A 16860-nucleotide genomic window follows, 5' to 3' on the forward strand; every position below is an offset into this window, starting at 1 on the left:
CAAGACCGTGCTGCCGCGCGTTGCTGCCCTCGTCGATGTCGCCCAGGTCTCGGAGATCATCGAAGTCGTCAGCCCCGATACCTTCAAGCGGCCGATCTATGCCGGCAATGCCATTCAGACGGTGCAGGCAAGCGATGCCAAGAAGGTCATCACCGTGCGCACCGCCTCGTTTGCTTCCGCCACGGAAGGCGGTTCGGCAACGGTGGAGGCGATCGCAGCGATTTCCGATCCGGGTCTGTCGCGCTTCGTCGCCGATGCGCTGTCGGCCTCCGACCGTCCGGAACTGACCTCGGCGAAGATCATCATCTCCGGCGGCCGGGCGCTGGGCTCTGCGGAGAAGTTCAAGGAGGTCATCCTGCCGGTTGCCGACAAGCTCGGCGCTGCCGTCGGCGCATCCCGCGCCGCCGTCGATGCCGGTTATGCCCCGAACGACTGGCAGGTCGGTCAGACCGGCAAGGTGGTAGCGCCCGACCTCTATATCGCCGCCGGCATCTCCGGGGCGATCCAGCACCTGGCCGGCATGAAGGATTCGAAGGTGATCGTCGCCATCAACAAGGACGAGGAGGCGCCGATCTTCCAGGTCGCCGACTACGGCCTCGTCGCCGATCTCTTCGACGCCCTGCCGGAATTGCAAAAGGCGCTCTGAGCGAGCTCCATGCTTTTCTTTCGCACTTGCGAATGACTGGAAAATTGTCTTTTATCTGCTGCCGGGCGATCTTTCGTCCGGCAGTAATGCTAAAATAGTGCGGCAACGCGGGGGCGACTGCCGAGCGGGGGGTTTGGAGATGAGTGCGGTGTTGAAGAATATTGGGATCATCGGTGCCGGCCAGATGGGCTGCGGCATCGCGCATGTTTCGGCCGCCGCAGGGTACAGGGTCCACATCTACGATCTCTCGCAGGACCGCATCGAATCCGGCCTTGCCACTATCAACGGTAATCTTGCCCGCCTGGTGACGAACGGCAAGATGACGGATGAGGAACGTAAATCGACCTTATCGCGCATATCAGGCTCCGCCGATGTCAACGACCTCGCTCCGTCGGATCTCGTCATCGAGGCGGCCACCGAGGACGAAAGCGTCAAGCGCAAGATTTACAGTCAGGTTTGTCCGGTAATGAAGCCGGAAGCGCTGCTGGCCACCAACACCTCCTCGCTTTCGATTACCCGGCTTGCCGCCGCCACCGACCGCCCCGAACGCTTCATGGGCATTCATTTCATGAACCCGGTGCCGGTCATGAAGCTGGTCGAACTGGTGCGCGGCATCGCCACCGATGAGAAGACCTTCTCCGCCGCCAAGGAATTCGTCGGCACGCTGGAAAAGACCATTACCGTCGCCGAGGACTTCCCGGCCTTCATCGTCAACCGCATCCTGCTGCCGATGATCAACGAAGCGATCTACACGCTCTATGAAGGTGTCGGCACGGTCGACGCCATCGATACGGCAATGAAGCTTGGCGCCAACCATCCGATGGGGCCGCTGCAGCTTGCCGATTTCATCGGCCTCGACACCTGCCTGTCGATCATGCAGGTGCTGCATGACGGCCTGGCGGACTCGAAATATCGCCCCTGCCCGTTGCTGGTGAAATATGTCGAAGCCGGCTGGCTCGGACGCAAATCCGGCCGCGGCTTCTACGACTATCGCGGCGAAGTGCCTGTCCCGACGCGCTAAGAGGGACATCACCAAAAAGGGCGAATGGACCGGACGCCCGCGAAATGCTTTCCTTGCCGTGAACGGGGGGGAAACGCCATGTCGACCGAAACACCGATGTTCCTGCTGCAATGCTGCGTCCTTATCGGAATTGCCGGCGTTTTCCTGATCAGAGGAAATGGCGACTCCTGACCGATATCCTCACGATCCGATCGCACCCTTGATCAAAGTCTTGGCGTCCTCGCTGTCCCAGGCGGCAGGTCCGTTCATGGCGGAGATCAGGCAGCCCTTGTCGTCGAGCAGCAGCGTCACCGGCAGGCCGAAGGCGAGACCTTCCTTCTTCAGGCTATTGAAGACGCCGATCGTATTGTCGCGATAAAGCTGCAGCGCATCAACGCCGGTCTCGGCCAGGAAAGTCTTCGGCTTTTCGTCATCACCGGTATCGATATTGACCGGCACGACCTGGAACTTGTCGCCGCCCATCTGCTTTTCCAGCGCGTTCAGCGCCGGCATCTCTTCGCGGCAGGGAACGCACCATGTGGCCCAGAGATTGAGCAGCACGGTCTTGCCGGCGAAATGGTCGAGCGTCAGCGGCTTGCCGTCAGGGCCCTTGAAGGACACCGCGGTCAGCTTGCGCGGCTCGCTGGCGGCAACCATCGCCGCAACCTGCCCCTTCATCAGCGGCGCCAGGGTGACGGCGCGTTCCCTCGCCAGCGGGCATTCGGCCGAAGCCGTATCGCCGATGCCATTGCCAATCCCCGTCTCCTTCACGTATACCGCTGCCGCACCGGCAACAACGCCTGCAACGGCGGCGATTGCGATCAGTTTTACCGACGGCAGGCCGAAGGGTTTTTTTGTCGTCATTTCATTCTCCAGGACGGGCATCCATGGCCGAGAGCAACACGGACACCAAATCCTCCAACCAGATGTGGGGTGGGCGCTTCGCCTCCGGCCCGGACGCGATCATGGAGGAGATAAATGCCTCGATCGGTTTCGACAAGAAGCTATTCGCGCAGGATATCCGCGGTTCCATCGCCCATGCGACGATGCTCGCCCATCAGGGGATTATTTCAGCCGAGGATAAGGACAAGATCGTTCACGGGCTAAACACGATCCTGTCAGAAATCGAAAGCGGCAATTTCGAATTCTCGCGCCGGCTCGAAGACATCCACATGAATATCGAAGCGCGCCTGGCGACGTTGATCGGACCGGCTGCCGGGCGGCTGCACACCGCCCGCTCGCGCAACGACCAGGTGGCGCTCGACTTTCGCCTCTGGGTGAAGGAAGAGCTCGAGAAGACCGAGAAGATGCTGACCGGCCTGATTGCCGCCTTCCTCGATCGCGCCGAGGAACATGCCGAAAGCGTCATGCCGGGCTTCACCCATCTGCAGACCGCCCAGCCCGTCACCTTCGGCCATCACTGCATGGCCTATGTCGAAATGTTCGGCCGCGACCGCTCGCGGGTGCGCCATGCCATCGAGCACCTGGACGAAAGCCCGATCGGTGCGGCCGCCCTTGCCGGCACCGGTTATCCGATCGACCGCCACATGACGGCCAAGGCGCTCGGCTTCCGCGAGCCGACCCGCAATTCCATCGACACGGTTTCCGACCGCGATTTCGCCATAGAATTCCTGGCGATCGCCGCGATCACTGGCATGCATCTGTCGCGCCTGGCCGAAGAGATCGTCATCTGGTCGACGCCGCAGTTCGGTTTCGTGCGCCTCTCCGACGCCTTCTCGACCGGCTCCTCGATCATGCCGCAGAAGAAGAACCCGGATGCGGCCGAACTGGTGCGCGCCAAGACCGGCCGCATCAACGGCTCGCTGATCGCACTGCTGACGATCATGAAGGGCCTGCCGCTCGCCTATTCCAAGGACATGCAGGAAGACAAGGAACAGGTCTTCGACGCAGCCGAGAGCCTGGAGTTGGCCATCGCCGCCATGACCGGCATGGTGCGCGACATGACCGTCAACAGCGCGCGCATGAAGGCGGCGGCCGGCTCCGGCTTCTCGACGGCGACCGACCTTGCCGACTGGCTGGTGCGCGAAGCCGGCCTGCCCTTCCGCGATGCCCATCACGTGACCGGCCGCGCCGTCGCGCTGGCCGAAAGCAAGGGCTGCGACCTGGCCGAGCTGCCGCTCGCCGACCTGCAGGCGATCCATTCCGCAATCACCGACAAGGTCTATGACGTTCTGACGGTCGAAGCCTCGGTCGCCAGCCGCAAGAGCTTCGGTGGCACGGCCCCCTCCGAGGTGCGCAAGCAGATCGCCTTCTGGCGCGCCCGCAACTGAAAGAAAGGCGAAGCAAAACGCCGCTTCGCCCTTTCCCCGCACGGGGAAAGACCGTCCAACAATCAGGGTGCACAAGGCGGAGAAACTTCGCTATGAAGATGTCCATCGTTCGAAATGACGATGTCGGTCATATCTCGTACAAGAGGATATCCATGCAGAAGAGCTTGTCGCACCTCATTCGCTTGACGGCAGTCATCGCCGTCATCGGCCTTGCCGTTGCCGGATGCGGGCGTAAGGGCGATCTCGACCCGCCGAGTGCTGCGGCAACGAAAGAAGGCGACGTTTCCAAGCCGACGAAACAGCCGGGAACCGTTGACAAGCCCTTCCTTCTCGATCCTCTTCTTTAAGGCATAAGCCCGTGAACCACTTCGAGCACCGCGACGGTATCCTTCACGCCGAGAACGTTCCCGTTCCCGAGATTGCCAAGGCGGTCGGCACGCCGTTCTACGTCTATTCCACCGCCACCCTGGAACGCCATTACCGGGTCTTCTCCGAAGCCTTCGCCGATATGGACTCGATGATCTGTTACGCGATGAAGGCGAATTCGAACCAGGCGGTGCTGAAGACGCTGGGTCGCCTTGGCGCCGGCATCGATGTCGTCTCGGAAGGGGAACTGCGTCGCGCGCTCGCAGCCGACATTCCGGCAAGCCGCATCATGTTCTCAGGCGTCGGCAAGACCCCATCCGAGATGGATTTCGCGCTCGAGGCCGGCATCTACTGCTTCAACGTCGAATCCGAACCCGAGCTCGAAATCCTCAACCAGCGCGCCGTCAGCGCCGGAAAGAAGGCTCCCGTCTCCTTCCGTATCAACCCGGATGTCGACGCAAAGACACATTCGAAGATCTCGACCGGCAAGAAGGAAAACAAGTTCGGCATCTCCTGGGAGCGCGCCCGCGCGATCTACGCCCATGCCGCCAAGCTGCCCGGCATCGAGGTCACCGGCATTGACATGCATATCGGCAGCCAAATTACCGAGCTGCAGCCTTTCGACGACGCTTTCAAGCTGCTGCGCGACCTTGTCGCGACGCTCCGCGCCGACGGCCACACGATCGATCATGTCGATATCGGCGGCGGCCTCGGCGTCCCCTATAAGGACGACAATAATCCGCCGCCGCTGCCGGATGCTTATGCAGCGATCGTCAAGAACCAGCTGCGCGATCTGGACTGCAAGGTCATCACCGAGCCCGGCCGCCTGATCGTCGGCAATGCCGGTATTCTGGTGACCGAGGTGCTTTATGTGAAGGACGGCGGCGAGAAGACCTTCGTCATCGTCGACGGCGCGATGAATGATCTCATTCGCCCGACGCTCTACGAGGCCTATCACGAAATCCGCCCGGTGACGATTTCGGCGGCGAACGCGCCGCGCATCCGCGCCGACGTGGTCGGCCCCGTCTGCGAGACCGGCGACTATCTGGCGCTCGACCGCGAAATGGCGATGCCGAAGCCCGGTGATCTGCTGGCCGTCAGCACTGCCGGCGCCTATGGCGCCGTCCAGGCCGGCACCTATAACAGCCGCCTGCTGGTCCCCGAAGTTCTGGTCAAGGGCAGCGACTTCCATGCGATACGACCGCGTAGAACCTATGCCGAGCTGATCAGCCTCGACTCCGTTCCCGCTTGGCTCGACTAAAGCAGTCGCGCAACGTGTGGCGGTTTTACGATCACGACATACGCAAAACAAAGAGCTAAAGCGCGGGAAGCGACCTGAAAAATCGCGACGCGCTTCGGGTAGACCATCACTTTTTGGCGAATAAACGTGAAAAGCCGGTATTGCCGGCCGCTCGCCCTCGCCTTCGCCACAAAGAGTGTTATCCTTGTCAGCCATGAGCGTATTGCCCCGCAATCGCCGGAAGCGCCCTCTGTTCCACGTCAGATCGCGGAGACCGGACCGATGACAAGCCCCTTCAGGCAGAAGAAAGGTGCATTTGCGCTCCGCCCTGCCCTTGCCCGGCTGGTGACGACGAAACGTCTGCTGGCGCGCATCGTGCTTTTTTGCGAGCAGCTGCTGCCGCTTCTGTTGCCGGTTCTGTCGGTCGCCGCCCTTTATCTTTCCGCCTCCTGGTTCGGCGTCTTCCGCAGCGTGCCGGATTGGTTGCGCATCATTCTGCTGATCGCTTTCGCTCTCGCTTTGCTTGTCGCGCTCCTTCCCTTCCGCAATCTGCGCTGGCCGAGGATCGCCGAAGCCGACCGCATGCTGGAAGAACGCAACGGGTTGCCGCACCAGCCGGTCACCGTCCAGGAAGACGAGCCGGCTTTTGATGCGCCATTCGCCCGGGCGCTTTGGCGCGAGCACCAGCTGCGCATGGCCGAAAAGATCGCAGCGCTCGATGCGGGCATGCCGAGGCCTGACATTGCCGGGCATGACCGTTTCGCCCTTCGCGCCATTCCGGCGCTGCTTGTCGTCACGGCCTTTGCTTATTCGCTGTCGATCAATGGCGGTTCGGTCAGTGACGCATTGCAGGCAGCACCCGAACAGGTGACGGTCGATCCGGCGGTGCGCATCGACGCCTGGGTGACGCCGCCCTCCTATACCGGCCGCGCGCCGGTCTACCTGACCGCCGACGGCAGTGAACAGGCGCCGATCGGCATTCCGCAGTTTTCCGCTCTCACCGTGCGCGTCAGCGGCGGAAAGACGGCCGAAAAGGTCGTGTTCCGCAAAACGAACGGTCAGACGCAGGAGATCGCCCTGCAGGCGGACGCGAACCCGCGCCAGACAGCTGTGACGGCCGGCAACCAGCCGGATGCCGTGCCGGCCGGCCAGGCCGCCATAGCGCAGACGCATGCGATGAAGCTCGAAGAGAACGGCACGCTGGAAGTCAACGGCCGCCGCTGGAGCTTCGACATCCTTCCCGACAAGGCGCCGGAAATTGCATTTGACGGCTTGCCGAAGCCCAGCGTCAATGGCGCGCTTGAAATTGGTTTCACAGTCAAGGACGACTACGGCGTCCAGGAGGCTCATGCGGAGATAGTACCGCTCGAAACCGATCCGAAAGCAACGCCTCTTTACCCATTGCCGGAGTACAGGCTGGATATCCCCCGCCGTAACGCCCGTGACGCCAAGGGTGTGACCAGCCGGAATCTGACCGAACATCCGCTCGCCGGCAAACGCGTGCGCGTGACGCTTGTTGCCAAGGACGGAGCCGGCCAGACCGGCCGCAGCCCGCCGCACGAGATGACGCTGCCGTCGCGGCCCTTCAACGAGCCGCTTGCCGCGGCCGTCGCAGAGGAACGGCAGGTTTTCGCCCTCGACACCCGCAAGATGCCCCAGGCGATCGCGCTGAACGAAGCGCTGACGATCCGTCCTGAGGAGACCATCCCCAAACTCACCAACTACCTGTTGCTGGAATCCGCCTTGGCGCGCATGAAGCTCGCAAAGAGCGAGGAGGCGCTGAAGGATACGGCCCAATATCTCTGGGAAATAGCTCTCGGCATGGAGGACGGCGATCTTTCCCTTGCCGAGCGCAAGCTGCGACAGGCCCAGCAGAATCTCGCCGATGCGTTGAACCGCAACGCGCCGGACGAAGAGATCAAGAAGCTGATGGACGAACTGCGCAAGGCGATGCAGGACTATCTGAGCGAGCTTGCCGAGCGCATGCAGAATGCGCCGATGCAGCCGAACCAGAACGCCCAGAACATCCTGCGCCAGCAGGATCTGGAACGGATGATGGACCAGATCGAGAATCTCGCCCGCTCCGGCAACCGCGACGCCGCCCAGCAGATGCTGTCGGAATTGCAGCGCATGATGAACAATCTGCAGGCCGGCCGGCCGCAGCGCGGTCAGCAGAGCCAGGAGAACAGTGAGGCCCGCAAGCAGATCGACAAGCTCGGTCAAATCCTGCGCGACCAGCAGAAGCTGATGGAACAGACCTTCCGCCTCGATCAGCAGCTCAAGGACCGCCTGCAGCGCGGCGAACCCGACATGGGCGAAAACGATCCGCTGCTCGACGAGATGCTCCCCGGCGAAAACGGCGAGCCGCAGGAGCAGCAACAGGGCCAGCAAGGCCAGGAAGGCCAGCAGCCCTCCGACCAGATGACGGCCGAACAACTGCGCGAGGCGCTGAAACAGCTGCGCGCCCAACAGGATGGGCTCGGCAAGCAGCTGGGTGAATTGCAGAAAAAGCTCGGCGAAATGGGCATGAAGCCCGGCCCCGGCTTCGGCCAGGCGCAACGCGAGATGGAAGGCGCCGGCCGCGAACTCGGCCAGGGCCGCGGCCAACCGGCCATCGAAAACCAGGGCCGCGCGCTGGAAGCGCTTCGCCAGGGCGCCCGCGACATGATGAACCAGATGATGCAGGCGCAGCAGGGCCAGCAGGGGCAAGGCCCGAATGGCCAGGTCGGCCAGGGCGATCAGAACGGCCGCGATCCGCTCGGACGGCCACGCATGAGCGAGAGATATATCGAGGACGACGGGGTGAAGGTGCCTGACGAAATCGACGTTCAGCGGGCGCGCGAAATCCTCGATGCGATCCGCGAAAAGCTCGGCAACAATCCGCCGCAGGAAATGGAACGGCGATATCTCGAACGGCTGCTCGATATTCAATAGGCGCTCAAGCGCGTAACCCCGAAAATCGCCATCGATTTTCGGGGTTACGCGTGAAATTCCGAAGAGTGAACGCGCTTTAAGCGACGAGCGCCCGGGCAACCGCCTTGCGGATATCGGGAAGCGCGAATGGTTTGGCGACGACATCGATGATCTTTTCGGCGAGATCGTCGGCTCGTTCGCGCTGCTCGGCATAGCCGGTCATCAGCAGGATCTTCAGGCCGGGAAAGGCATCCTTGGCCTGGTGGGCGAGCTCGATGCCGTCCATCACAGGCATGCGGATGTCGGAAAGCAGCAGGTCGTAGACCCCATCCTTGAGCTTCTCCAACCCCTCGGCGCCATCGGCCGCTTCATCCGTCTCGTGACCGTCGAGCCTGAGCGCCCGGGCTACGAAAGACCGCAGGGAGTCCTCGTCTTCCGTAATCAGAATTCTTGCCATATGTGCATTGCTCCGTCTTCAGCCCCGCGACGGAAATCACCAGACTTTCCTTTTCGATCGGTAAAGATGGCGAAGCAATGGACGGGATGGTTAACAACCCGTCTCGGCGGCTGCACGGCGCGGCGCCTCTTTCAGACGTGCTAGAGCCTTTCCTGGTGAGATTGAAGCATTCTTCCGGAGCAGATTTTCGTCAGGACAGAGGCGATTGGCGATGGGCGTACCTCCTGGTACGTCCGAGCCGATCGCCTGTGATCCTGGCTAGAGATGCCCGGCCCACCGGCCGCACCGCTTCGCCGGGGCGAAGCGATCAGTGCGTCCGGCGATTTTCAGTCTTGCAGATTTGCCGGGCAAATCTGCGGGAGGGTTGGCTGAAACGGGCCGGCTGCTCGACCGGCCGGCTTGGCCGTAGAGCCAGGCTACGACGCGCGCCGGCCGGTCGACCATCCGACTCCGTTTGAGCCAACAGAATGCTTCAATCTAACCAGGAAAGGCTCTAAGGCGCTGCAGTACTCCCGATCATTCAGGCGTCGCCGGTCACCACGCCGACGAAGGGCAGTTCACGAAAAGCATAGGCGACATCCATACCGTAGCCGACGACGAAATAGTCGGGGCATTCGAAGCCGACATAATCGGCCTCCAGCTTTTCCTTACGCTTGACGCGCTTGTCGAGCAGCACGGCGATCGTGACGTTGCGTGCGCCACGCTCGAACAGCAACTCCTTGGCAAAAAGCAGCGTCCGGCCGGATTCGAGGATATCGTCGATCAACAGCACGTCGCGGCCATGCACATCGCTGTCGATATCCTTGACGATGCGCACGCCCTGCGAGACCGTACCGCTGCCATAGCTCGACAGCGTGATGAACTCGACCTCCGGGGCAAGCCCGGTGTCATGCAGGGCGCGAATCAGGTCGGCGGCGAAAATGAAGGAACCCTTGAGCACGGCGATGACGAGCAGGTCCTTGGTCGGACCGTTGGCGATCTCCCGCGCCATCGCATGATTGCGTTCGGCAATCTGTTCGGCGGTGAAGAGCGGCTCGATATTTTTTCCGCGCACGACAGGCATAGGGGCTTCTCCATGAAAAGAAGGGTAAGCCGTTAGCACATATGCGCGCTTGAAACAGCCTCGCCGGCTAGAAATTAACCGGATTGGCACCACCTGCGGCAGGAATTGGCCGTGTGGCGTGCCCGTGGTGGCTCTATGGCAGGAAGGAAAGCCGAACCTCCGGCATCTTTCCGCCGGCGTGCTGGACGCGCGCCGAAAAGCCCCGGCTCTGGCCGCTATAGATGACGTCAACAGGCGGGTTGATGATGATGCTCGCGGTCAACCGCTCGTCGGTCACGAGATCGGCGCGGATCGGCTGCAGCGTCTGCGTCGTGCCGCTGTCGTTTTCGATGATGCCGTTGATGACGAGCACGCGCATGCCGTTCGCATCGCGCGGCGTCGCCGTCACATGGGTGAAATGCAGCGGCGCTCCGGAATAGGCTCGGCCGCCCGACAGGCCCGAGAAGCCACCCGCAAGGCCGAAGACGAGCACGGCAAGCGCCAGCACCAATACGGCGAAACTGCGCATCGACGCGCGCTGCAGCCAGGTCTCCGCCTCCCGCAGAAGAAGAGCGGCCGTCGCCGGCCGAAGCGGCGGCTGTGCGGCGCCTGCCCGCTTGCGGTTGTCGTTATGGGTCCTCGCGGTGAATTCCCGCGGCCGCGCCTTGCCGAGGCTGACGAATTCGGCGTCGGCAATATCGGCAGGGCGCTGATTGCGGTACTGGCGGCTTGCGGGTTCGGGCGGCAGGAAATCATAGGCCTGGCCCGGTGTCCGGCGGCTGAAGAAAGATGCTTCCATGGTGGCTGCCTCGCAGATGTCCACATGGTTTCGCCGCCAGCGCTAATCTTGGCATTGAAACGAATCCTGCTCAGTCGTAAATTTTAATGGTTAATGCTTCGCAAAGATTGCCATCAAACGGGCGTCTTTCCGGCAAAATTTACCGGCTGTTAACGGTGTTGGTTAACAAGTCGCACGGTGAAACCCACAACAGACTGAGCTGCCCGTTGATTCACTTCGAGAATGTCGGTTTGCGCTACGGCATGGGCCCGGAAATCCTCCGGGACCTGACCTTCGACATTCCGAAGAAATCCTTTCAGTTCCTGACCGGCCCGTCGGGCGCGGGCAAGACGTCGCTGCTGCGGCTGCTCTTCATGTCGCTGCAGCCGACGCGCGGCCTGATCCGCATGTTCGGGCGCGACATTTCCGAAATCCCGCGCCCCGAGCTGCCGCTGCTGCGCCGGCGCGTCGGCATCGTCTTCCAGGATTTTCGCCTGCTCGATCATCTCACCACCTATGAGAATGTCGCTTTGCCCTTACGAGTGCGCGGCAAGGAGGAGAGCTCCTACAAGACCGACGTCCTGGAACTGTTGAAATGGGTCGGCCTCGGCGAACGCATCAACGTGCTGCCGCCGGTGCTCTCCGGCGGCGAGAAACAGCGCGCCGCCATCGCCCGGGCGCTGATGGACCGGCCGGAAGTCCTGCTGGCCGACGAACCCACGGGCAATGTCGACCCGCCGATGGCCAGGCGCCTGCTCAATCTTTTCCTCGAGCTCAACCGGCTCGGCACAGCGGTCGTAATCGCCACCCATGATTTGGCGCTGATGGAACAGGTGGAAGCCCGCCGTATGATCCTCTCGGAGGGGCATCTCGATATCTATGACTGAGCCCCCGTCCAAAAACCGAGACAAGGCGCCGGCCCAGGCCCAGCAGAAGCGGCCGGAAATGCGCGTGCGCCCGACCGCGCCGATCCTGCCGCCCTCCAACATCCAGGGCAATGCCCTGATGGTGGTGATATCGATCATGGCCTTTCTCGCCTGCCTGACGCTCGGCGGCGTCAGCATGGTGCGTTCGACGGCGGCGAGCTGGGAGAGTCAGATCTCCCGCGAGATCACCATCCAGATCAAGCCGGACGACAATCTCGACATGGAAAAGGCGCTGACACAGGCGCGCGACCTGGCGCTGACCTTCGTCGGCACCAAAAGCGGCCAGATCGTCGACGAGGCGGCCACCGCCCGTCTGCTCGAACCCTGGCTCGGCCCCGGCCTCGACCTCAAGGATCTGCCCGTCCCCCGCCTCGTCGTCATCACCATCGACGAGAGCAACCCGCCGGATTTCGAGGCGATGCGCGGGCTCCTGAAGGACAGCATCCCGCAGGCGAGCCTCGACGATCACCGCACCTGGGTCGACCGGCTGGTGTCCATGGCGCACACGACGGTGCTGATCGGCACCGGCGTCCTGCTCCTGGTCTTTTCGGCCATGGTGCTCACGGTCGTCTTTGCCACGCGCGGCGCGCTGTCGGGCAATCGCCACATCGTCGAAGTGCTGCATTTCGTCGGCGCCGAAAGCTCTTTCGTCGCCACCGAATTCCAGAAGCATTTCCTCAAGATCAGCCTCAAGGGCTCGGCGATCGGCAGCGCGCTTGCCGCGCTTTTCTTCGCCACCGCCGGCTTCTGGCAAAGCCGCACCCTGGCGACGCCGGAAACGGATCAGGCAACCGCGCTGTTCGGCACTTTTTCGGTCGGTGTACTCGGTTATGCTGGCATCTTCGCGACCATGATCGTTATCGCGCTGCTGACGACCGTCACGGCGCGACTGACCGTCATGCGGACGATCTATGAAATCGATACATTGCGCTCGGACCCGACGCGCACCGACGGCATCGCAAGTTGATCGTGACCATGTCGTTTTGTCATTGTAGCGTCTGTTCCACGCCGTAATCAGCGTATAATCACGATTCATGACCATGGGCCATACGACACGCAACCCGATTCGGCAGGAACCGGAGCTTGAACACCCGGCGGGCCTGCCGCCGCGACGCGGGCCGATCCGCCGCATGTTGCGCTGGGCCGGCTTTGGTTGCGTTCTGGCGATCGCCCTGATGTTCGGCGGCTTCCTGCGCTTTGCCGATTCCGTGACGACACTTAAGCCCCCGGCCGAGCCGAAGGCGGACGCGATCGTCGTGCTGACAGGGGGCTACCAGCGCATCGACCAGGCCGTGGAACTGCTGCAGAAGGGTGCCGGCAAGCGGCTCCTGATCTCCGGCGTCCACCCGACGACGACGACGGCTCAGATCCGCAAGATGACGCAGGGCTCGGCCGATCTCTTCTCCTGCTGCGTCGATATCGGTCATGACGCGATAGACACGATCGGCAATGCCGAGGAAACCTCCAACTGGATCCATGCCAAGGGATATAAAAGCGTGCTCGTCGTCACCAACAATTACCATATGCCGCGCACCCTCGCCGAGCTCTCCTATGTCGATCCCGACATCGAGTTCATCCCCTATCCCGTCGTCAACTCGGATCTGAAGACCCGCAACTGGTTCACCGATCCGAACGCGATGCGCGTCATGCTGGCCGAATATCTGAAGGTGCTGCTGGCCGGCGCCCGCAACATCACCGGCTTCGGCCGCCACACCGGATTGCGCTCGGCCAGCGTGTCCGCCGCAGACTAGAGCTTTTCCTGGTTAGATTGAATCATTCTGTTGGCTCAAGCGGAGTCGGATGATCGACCGGCCGGCGCGCGTCGTAGCCCAGCCCTACGGCCAAGCCTGCCGGTCGATCAGCCGGCCCGTTTCAGCCAACCCTCCCGCAGATTTGCTAGGCAAATCTGCAAGACTTGAAAATCGCCGGACGCACTGATCGCTTCGCCGCGGCGAAGGGTGCGGCCGGTGGGCCGGGCATGTTTCCGCCAGGATCAGAGGCGATCGGCTCGGACGTACCTTGGAGTATGCCCTTCACCAATCGCCTCTGCCCTGACGAAAACCTGCTCCGGCAGAATGCTTCAATCTAACCAGGATAGGCTCTAGGTTTTGCCAGAGCACGATGCCGAAAAGTGTGAGCGGTTTTCGGACGACATCATGCTCAAACTCTTTTAATTTAGAACAGGATTCAGATTTCAGGCCCGGCTTGAAATCTGAATCCTGTTCTGGGGCAACATCAAATGCTTTTTATGACGGGCAATATCGTGTAGGCCGGTCGCGTGAGCATGCCTCGGGAAAATTTCATGATCGCCCTGCGTTCCGTCCTCTTCAACACGATCTTCTATGCCAACCTCATCATCCGGATGATCGTGCTCTCGCCCTATTATTTCGTGGTGCCGCGGCTTACTGCCTATGAAATCCCGAAGAACTGGGCGCGCTCCAATCACTGGCTGATGCGCGTGATCGTCGGCACGACCTTTGAGATCGAAGGCCTGGAGAACCTGCCTGACGGCAGCTACATCCTGGCGCCGAAGCACCAGTCCTTTTGGGATACCTACGCGCTTCTGCCAAGGCTCAAGGACCCGGTCTACATCCTGAAGCGGGAGTTGATGTGGATTCCGCTCTTCGGCTGGTATGCCAAGAAGCAGCGCATGATCCCGGTCGATCGCGGTGCCCGCGGCAAGGTGATGGTTGACGTGCTGAAACGCACGAAGGAAGAGCTTTCGACCGGCCGCCAGCTCATCATCTATCCCGAGGGCACCCGCCGCCCGCCGGGCGCGGAGCCGCTCTATAAATACGGTATCGCCCGTATGTACCGCGATCTTGGTATTCCCGTCGTGCCGGTCGCCATGCACCCCGGCCTCTTCTGGCCGCGACGCAGCATCCGCCGTTATCCCGGCCATTTCAAGGTGCGGATCCTGCCGCCGATCATGCCGGGAATGGATCCGGACGCCTTCTTCGCCCACCTGATCGAGGTGACCGAACGGGCAAGCGACGAGCTCTTGCTCGACACCATCGAACGCAATCCGCATCTGCCGCTGCCACCGACAGCGATCGCCAGGCTGACCGAGCTGCGCAAAGTGAAGGCAGCGACGGCCTGAAGTCTTCAGACGCGCAAAGAACGCTGTAACACTTCGAGTTGCTGCATAATTTTATCCTTAGATCGGTACCGATTTAAGGGATCATGCAGGCAGCCCGCAGCCGTTCCACCTCGTTGACGACCTGCTCCAGCCACTGATCGCGAATGCCCATCTGCCTGAGATGCGCAAGCGTGTTGAAGACATAGGCATCGTTCGGACCGGACTGGCCGCTGGCCTCATTCACCACCCGTGCCGCCGCAAGCGCGTCGAGCGTACCGGCATATTGCTCGTGGTCGCGGTCAGCGACGTAGGTCACCGCCTCCATCCGCCGACCGCCGACAAATTGCAGCCGGACCCGGCGTTCCAGATAGACATTGGTGACAAGTTCGCGGGCGCGGAGATACTCGATCACCTCCTCCCATCTGTCCGGCGAAACACGGAAGGCCATGCCGCGGCAGGCGCCGCCCCTGTCCAGGCCGAGGACGAGGCCCGGATTGTCGCGTGTGCCGCGATGGACGTAGGAACGGACACAGAGTGAACGCCTGTAACCATGCACCAGGGCTTCCGCCCGTTCCAGGAACTCGAAGCCCGGATTCCACATCAGCGAGCCGTAGCCAAACACCCAAAATTCGTCCATATCGCACGCCAGACCGGAATCACTTTGCGATTCACCATTGGAGAACATCATGGCAGCGTCAAGCCGATCTGGCAGCGGTGAGTCCAGCAGCGGCAGGAAATTCTGGCTGCTGGGCGGAGGCATTCTCCTGGTGATCGCGCTTTATACCGGCGGCTGGTTCTATGCGGCATCGGCGTTGAAGACTACGGTGCTGAAAGCGATCGCGCCGCGTGATCAGGCGGGCGTCAGCGGCGAATGCTCCGATATCGAATTCCGCGGCTATCCCTTCCGCATCGGCCTGTTCTGCTCCAAGGTCGACGTCGACGACAGTGTCAACGGCGTCTCCGCCACCTTCGGCGCCCTGCGCTCGGCGGCCCAGGTTTACGCGCCTGGCAATATCGTCTGGGAATTGGATTCGCCGGCGGAAATCCGCACCAGCAACGGCCTTTCAATCTCTGCGCAATGGGCGAACATGCAGGCGAGCCTGGCAACCAGGCTGAAGGGCATCGATCGCAGCTCGACCATCATAGAGGGCCTGAAGGCGACGGCGGTCTCCTCCCTCACCGGCCAGACCGTCAGTTTCGACGCGGCCCGCACCGAAATTCATCTACGTCAGAACGGAGCCGATCTCGACGGCGCAATCTCCGTGAAGGATGTGAATACGGCGATCATGGACTGGCCGCAGGTGTTCCCGAAACTCACGGCCAGCATCGATCTGACCGTCGCCGGCAAGGCCGGCCTGATCGACGGCAGCGACCCGAATGGCCTCAATGGCGCGGCCGGCGATCTACGCCGCATCGTCGCCGATATTGGCGACGGCAAGGTGATGACGCTCACCGGCCCCTTCTCCTTCGACGAACAAGGCTTCCTCTCGGGAAAATTCAAATTGGAGATCGAACGGCTCGGGCCTTGGGGCGACAGCCTGAAACAGACCTTCCCCGACATCGCATCAACCGTCAACACGGCGACCAAGCTCCTGCAGTCGCTTGCCGGCGGCAAGGACAAGGTCTCGGTCGATCTCGTCGTCGATCACGGCAATGCCACCGTCAGCGGCTTCATCCCGCTCGGCCGAATACCGCCGATCTAACCGATCCGCTTGATGAAAAAGATCTCGGGGACCGACTGGAGCCCGGGCAGCTCCATCACGCCCGTTTCGGCAAATCCATTGCGGCGATGCCAGTCCTGGGGCCGGCTCTCGTCGCATTCGCTCGACGTCATCAGCAGACGGATGCCTTCGGCGCGCATCGCCTCTTCCCAGGCGAGAAACAGCGCGGTACCGACTCCCGACCGGCGGTGGCCGGGCAGGACGCGGATCATCTCCATATAGGGAACCCTGCCCCAGAAGCGGGAGAAGCGCAGGAAGCCGACGATCTCACCGGCTTCCCTGGCGACGAGATATTCTCCGTGCGCCACACATCGCGATACCCATGCCTTGCCGGCACTGGCATCCTCGCGCGCCAGCCAATCGATTTCAGACTGGCTTGCGCTCGCGACCTCCACCATGGC

General features: G+C 62.0%; 17 protein-coding genes. 11 read left to right on the forward strand and 6 right to left on the reverse strand.

The window, feature by feature from the left end; all coding sequences use genetic code 11:
- A partial coding sequence (locus A7X77_RS29225; protein ID WP_064686326.1) for an electron transfer flavoprotein subunit alpha/FixB family protein occupies positions 1-646 on the forward strand: 646 nt, incomplete at its 5' end.
- A gap of 139 nt (positions 647-785) precedes the next feature.
- A complete protein-coding gene (locus A7X77_RS29230) occupies positions 786-1667 on the forward strand; it encodes a 3-hydroxybutyryl-CoA dehydrogenase (protein WP_004671370.1) in 882 nt (293 codons plus the stop codon).
- A gap of 180 nt (positions 1668-1847) precedes the next feature.
- Here A7X77_RS29230 and tlpA read toward each other — a convergent pair whose 3' ends face one another.
- Positions 1848-2510 carry a thiol:disulfide interchange protein TlpA gene (gene tlpA / locus A7X77_RS29235; RefSeq protein ID WP_064686368.1) on the reverse strand — a complete coding sequence of 221 codons (663 nt, stop codon included), beginning with the start codon at positions 2508-2510 and terminating at the stop codon, positions 1848-1850.
- 23 nt (positions 2511-2533) lie between these two features.
- Here tlpA and argH point away from each other — a divergent pair, with 23 nt between their 5' ends.
- The 4 genes from argH (at position 2534) to A7X77_RS29255 (ending at position 8477) form a co-directional block, all read left to right on the forward strand.
- Positions 2534-3937 (forward strand): argininosuccinate lyase, encoded by a 1404-nt coding sequence (gene argH, locus A7X77_RS29240; protein WP_064686327.1) that lies wholly within the window; start codon positions 2534-2536, stop codon positions 3935-3937.
- Positions 3938-4089: 152 nt separating this feature from the next.
- A complete protein-coding gene (lptM, locus tag A7X77_RS29245; protein ID WP_064686369.1) occupies positions 4090-4284 on the forward strand; it encodes an LPS translocon maturation chaperone LptM in 195 nt (64 codons plus the stop codon).
- An 11-nt stretch (positions 4285-4295) separates the two neighbouring features.
- Positions 4296-5564, forward strand: a complete 1269-nt coding sequence (lysA, locus tag A7X77_RS29250) for a diaminopimelate decarboxylase (protein WP_064686328.1) — start codon at positions 4296-4298, stop codon at positions 5562-5564.
- A 261-nt stretch (positions 5565-5825) separates the two neighbouring features.
- Positions 5826-8477 carry a TIGR02302 family protein gene (locus A7X77_RS29255; protein WP_064686329.1) on the forward strand — a complete coding sequence of 884 codons (2652 nt, stop codon included), beginning with the start codon at positions 5826-5828 and terminating at the stop codon, positions 8475-8477.
- 76 nt (positions 8478-8553) lie between these two features.
- Here the strand turns inward: A7X77_RS29255 and A7X77_RS29260 are convergent, their stop codons facing one another.
- The 3 genes from A7X77_RS29260 to A7X77_RS29270 form a co-directional block, all read right to left on the reverse strand.
- Positions 8554-8913, reverse strand: coding sequence for a response regulator (locus A7X77_RS29260; protein ID WP_003543311.1), 360 nt, complete (start codon positions 8911-8913; stop codon positions 8554-8556).
- 520 nt (positions 8914-9433) lie between these two features.
- Positions 9434-9976 carry a hypoxanthine phosphoribosyltransferase gene (hpt, locus tag A7X77_RS29265; protein WP_004671390.1) on the reverse strand — a complete coding sequence of 181 codons (543 nt, stop codon included), beginning with the start codon at positions 9974-9976 and terminating at the stop codon, positions 9434-9436.
- Positions 9977-10109: 133 nt separating this feature from the next.
- Positions 10110-10754, reverse strand: coding sequence for a hypothetical protein (locus A7X77_RS29270; protein ID WP_064686370.1), 645 nt, complete (start codon positions 10752-10754; stop codon positions 10110-10112).
- 206 nt (positions 10755-10960) lie between these two features.
- Between A7X77_RS29270 and ftsE the strand changes: the two genes are divergently transcribed.
- From ftsE to A7X77_RS29290, 4 genes are all read left to right on the forward strand, one after another.
- On the forward strand, positions 10961-11620 hold the full coding sequence (ftsE, locus tag A7X77_RS29275) for a cell division ATP-binding protein FtsE (RefSeq protein ID WP_004671394.1): 660 nt from the start codon (positions 10961-10963) through the stop codon (positions 11618-11620).
- Positions 11613-12626, forward strand: a complete 1014-nt coding sequence (locus A7X77_RS29280) for a cell division protein FtsX (protein WP_064686330.1) — start codon at positions 11613-11615, stop codon at positions 12624-12626. The genes ftsE and A7X77_RS29280 overlap by 8 nt, the downstream gene beginning before the upstream one ends.
- Before the next feature lie 67 nt (positions 12627-12693).
- Positions 12694-13410, forward strand: coding sequence for a YdcF family protein (locus A7X77_RS29285; protein WP_197486909.1), 717 nt, complete (start codon positions 12694-12696; stop codon positions 13408-13410).
- Positions 13411-13961: 551 nt separating this feature from the next.
- Complete coding sequence (locus A7X77_RS29290) at positions 13962-14759, forward strand: lysophospholipid acyltransferase family protein (protein ID WP_064686332.1); 798 nt, start codon at positions 13962-13964, stop codon at positions 14757-14759.
- Positions 14760-14832: 73 nt separating this feature from the next.
- Here A7X77_RS29290 and A7X77_RS29295 read toward each other — a convergent pair whose 3' ends face one another.
- Positions 14833-15375 (reverse strand): gamma-glutamylcyclotransferase, encoded by a 543-nt coding sequence (locus A7X77_RS29295; protein WP_064686371.1) that lies wholly within the window; start codon positions 15373-15375, stop codon positions 14833-14835.
- Positions 15376-15424: 49 nt separating this feature from the next.
- Here A7X77_RS29295 and A7X77_RS29300 point away from each other — a divergent pair, with 49 nt between their 5' ends.
- On the forward strand, positions 15425-16441 hold the full coding sequence (locus A7X77_RS29300) for a DUF2125 domain-containing protein (protein WP_064686333.1): 1017 nt from the start codon (positions 15425-15427) through the stop codon (positions 16439-16441).
- Here A7X77_RS29300 and A7X77_RS29305 read toward each other — a convergent pair.
- Complete coding sequence (locus A7X77_RS29305; RefSeq protein ID WP_064686334.1) at positions 16438-16857, reverse strand: GNAT family N-acetyltransferase; 420 nt, start codon at positions 16855-16857, stop codon at positions 16438-16440. The two genes, A7X77_RS29300 and A7X77_RS29305, sit on opposite strands and share 4 nt — an antisense overlap.
- Positions 16858-16860: the final 3 nt, after the last annotated feature.

The sequence above is a fragment of the Rhizobium bangladeshense genome (genome assembly GCF_001662075.1).
GTDB lineage: Bacteria > Pseudomonadota > Alphaproteobacteria > Rhizobiales > Rhizobiaceae > Rhizobium > Rhizobium bangladeshense_B.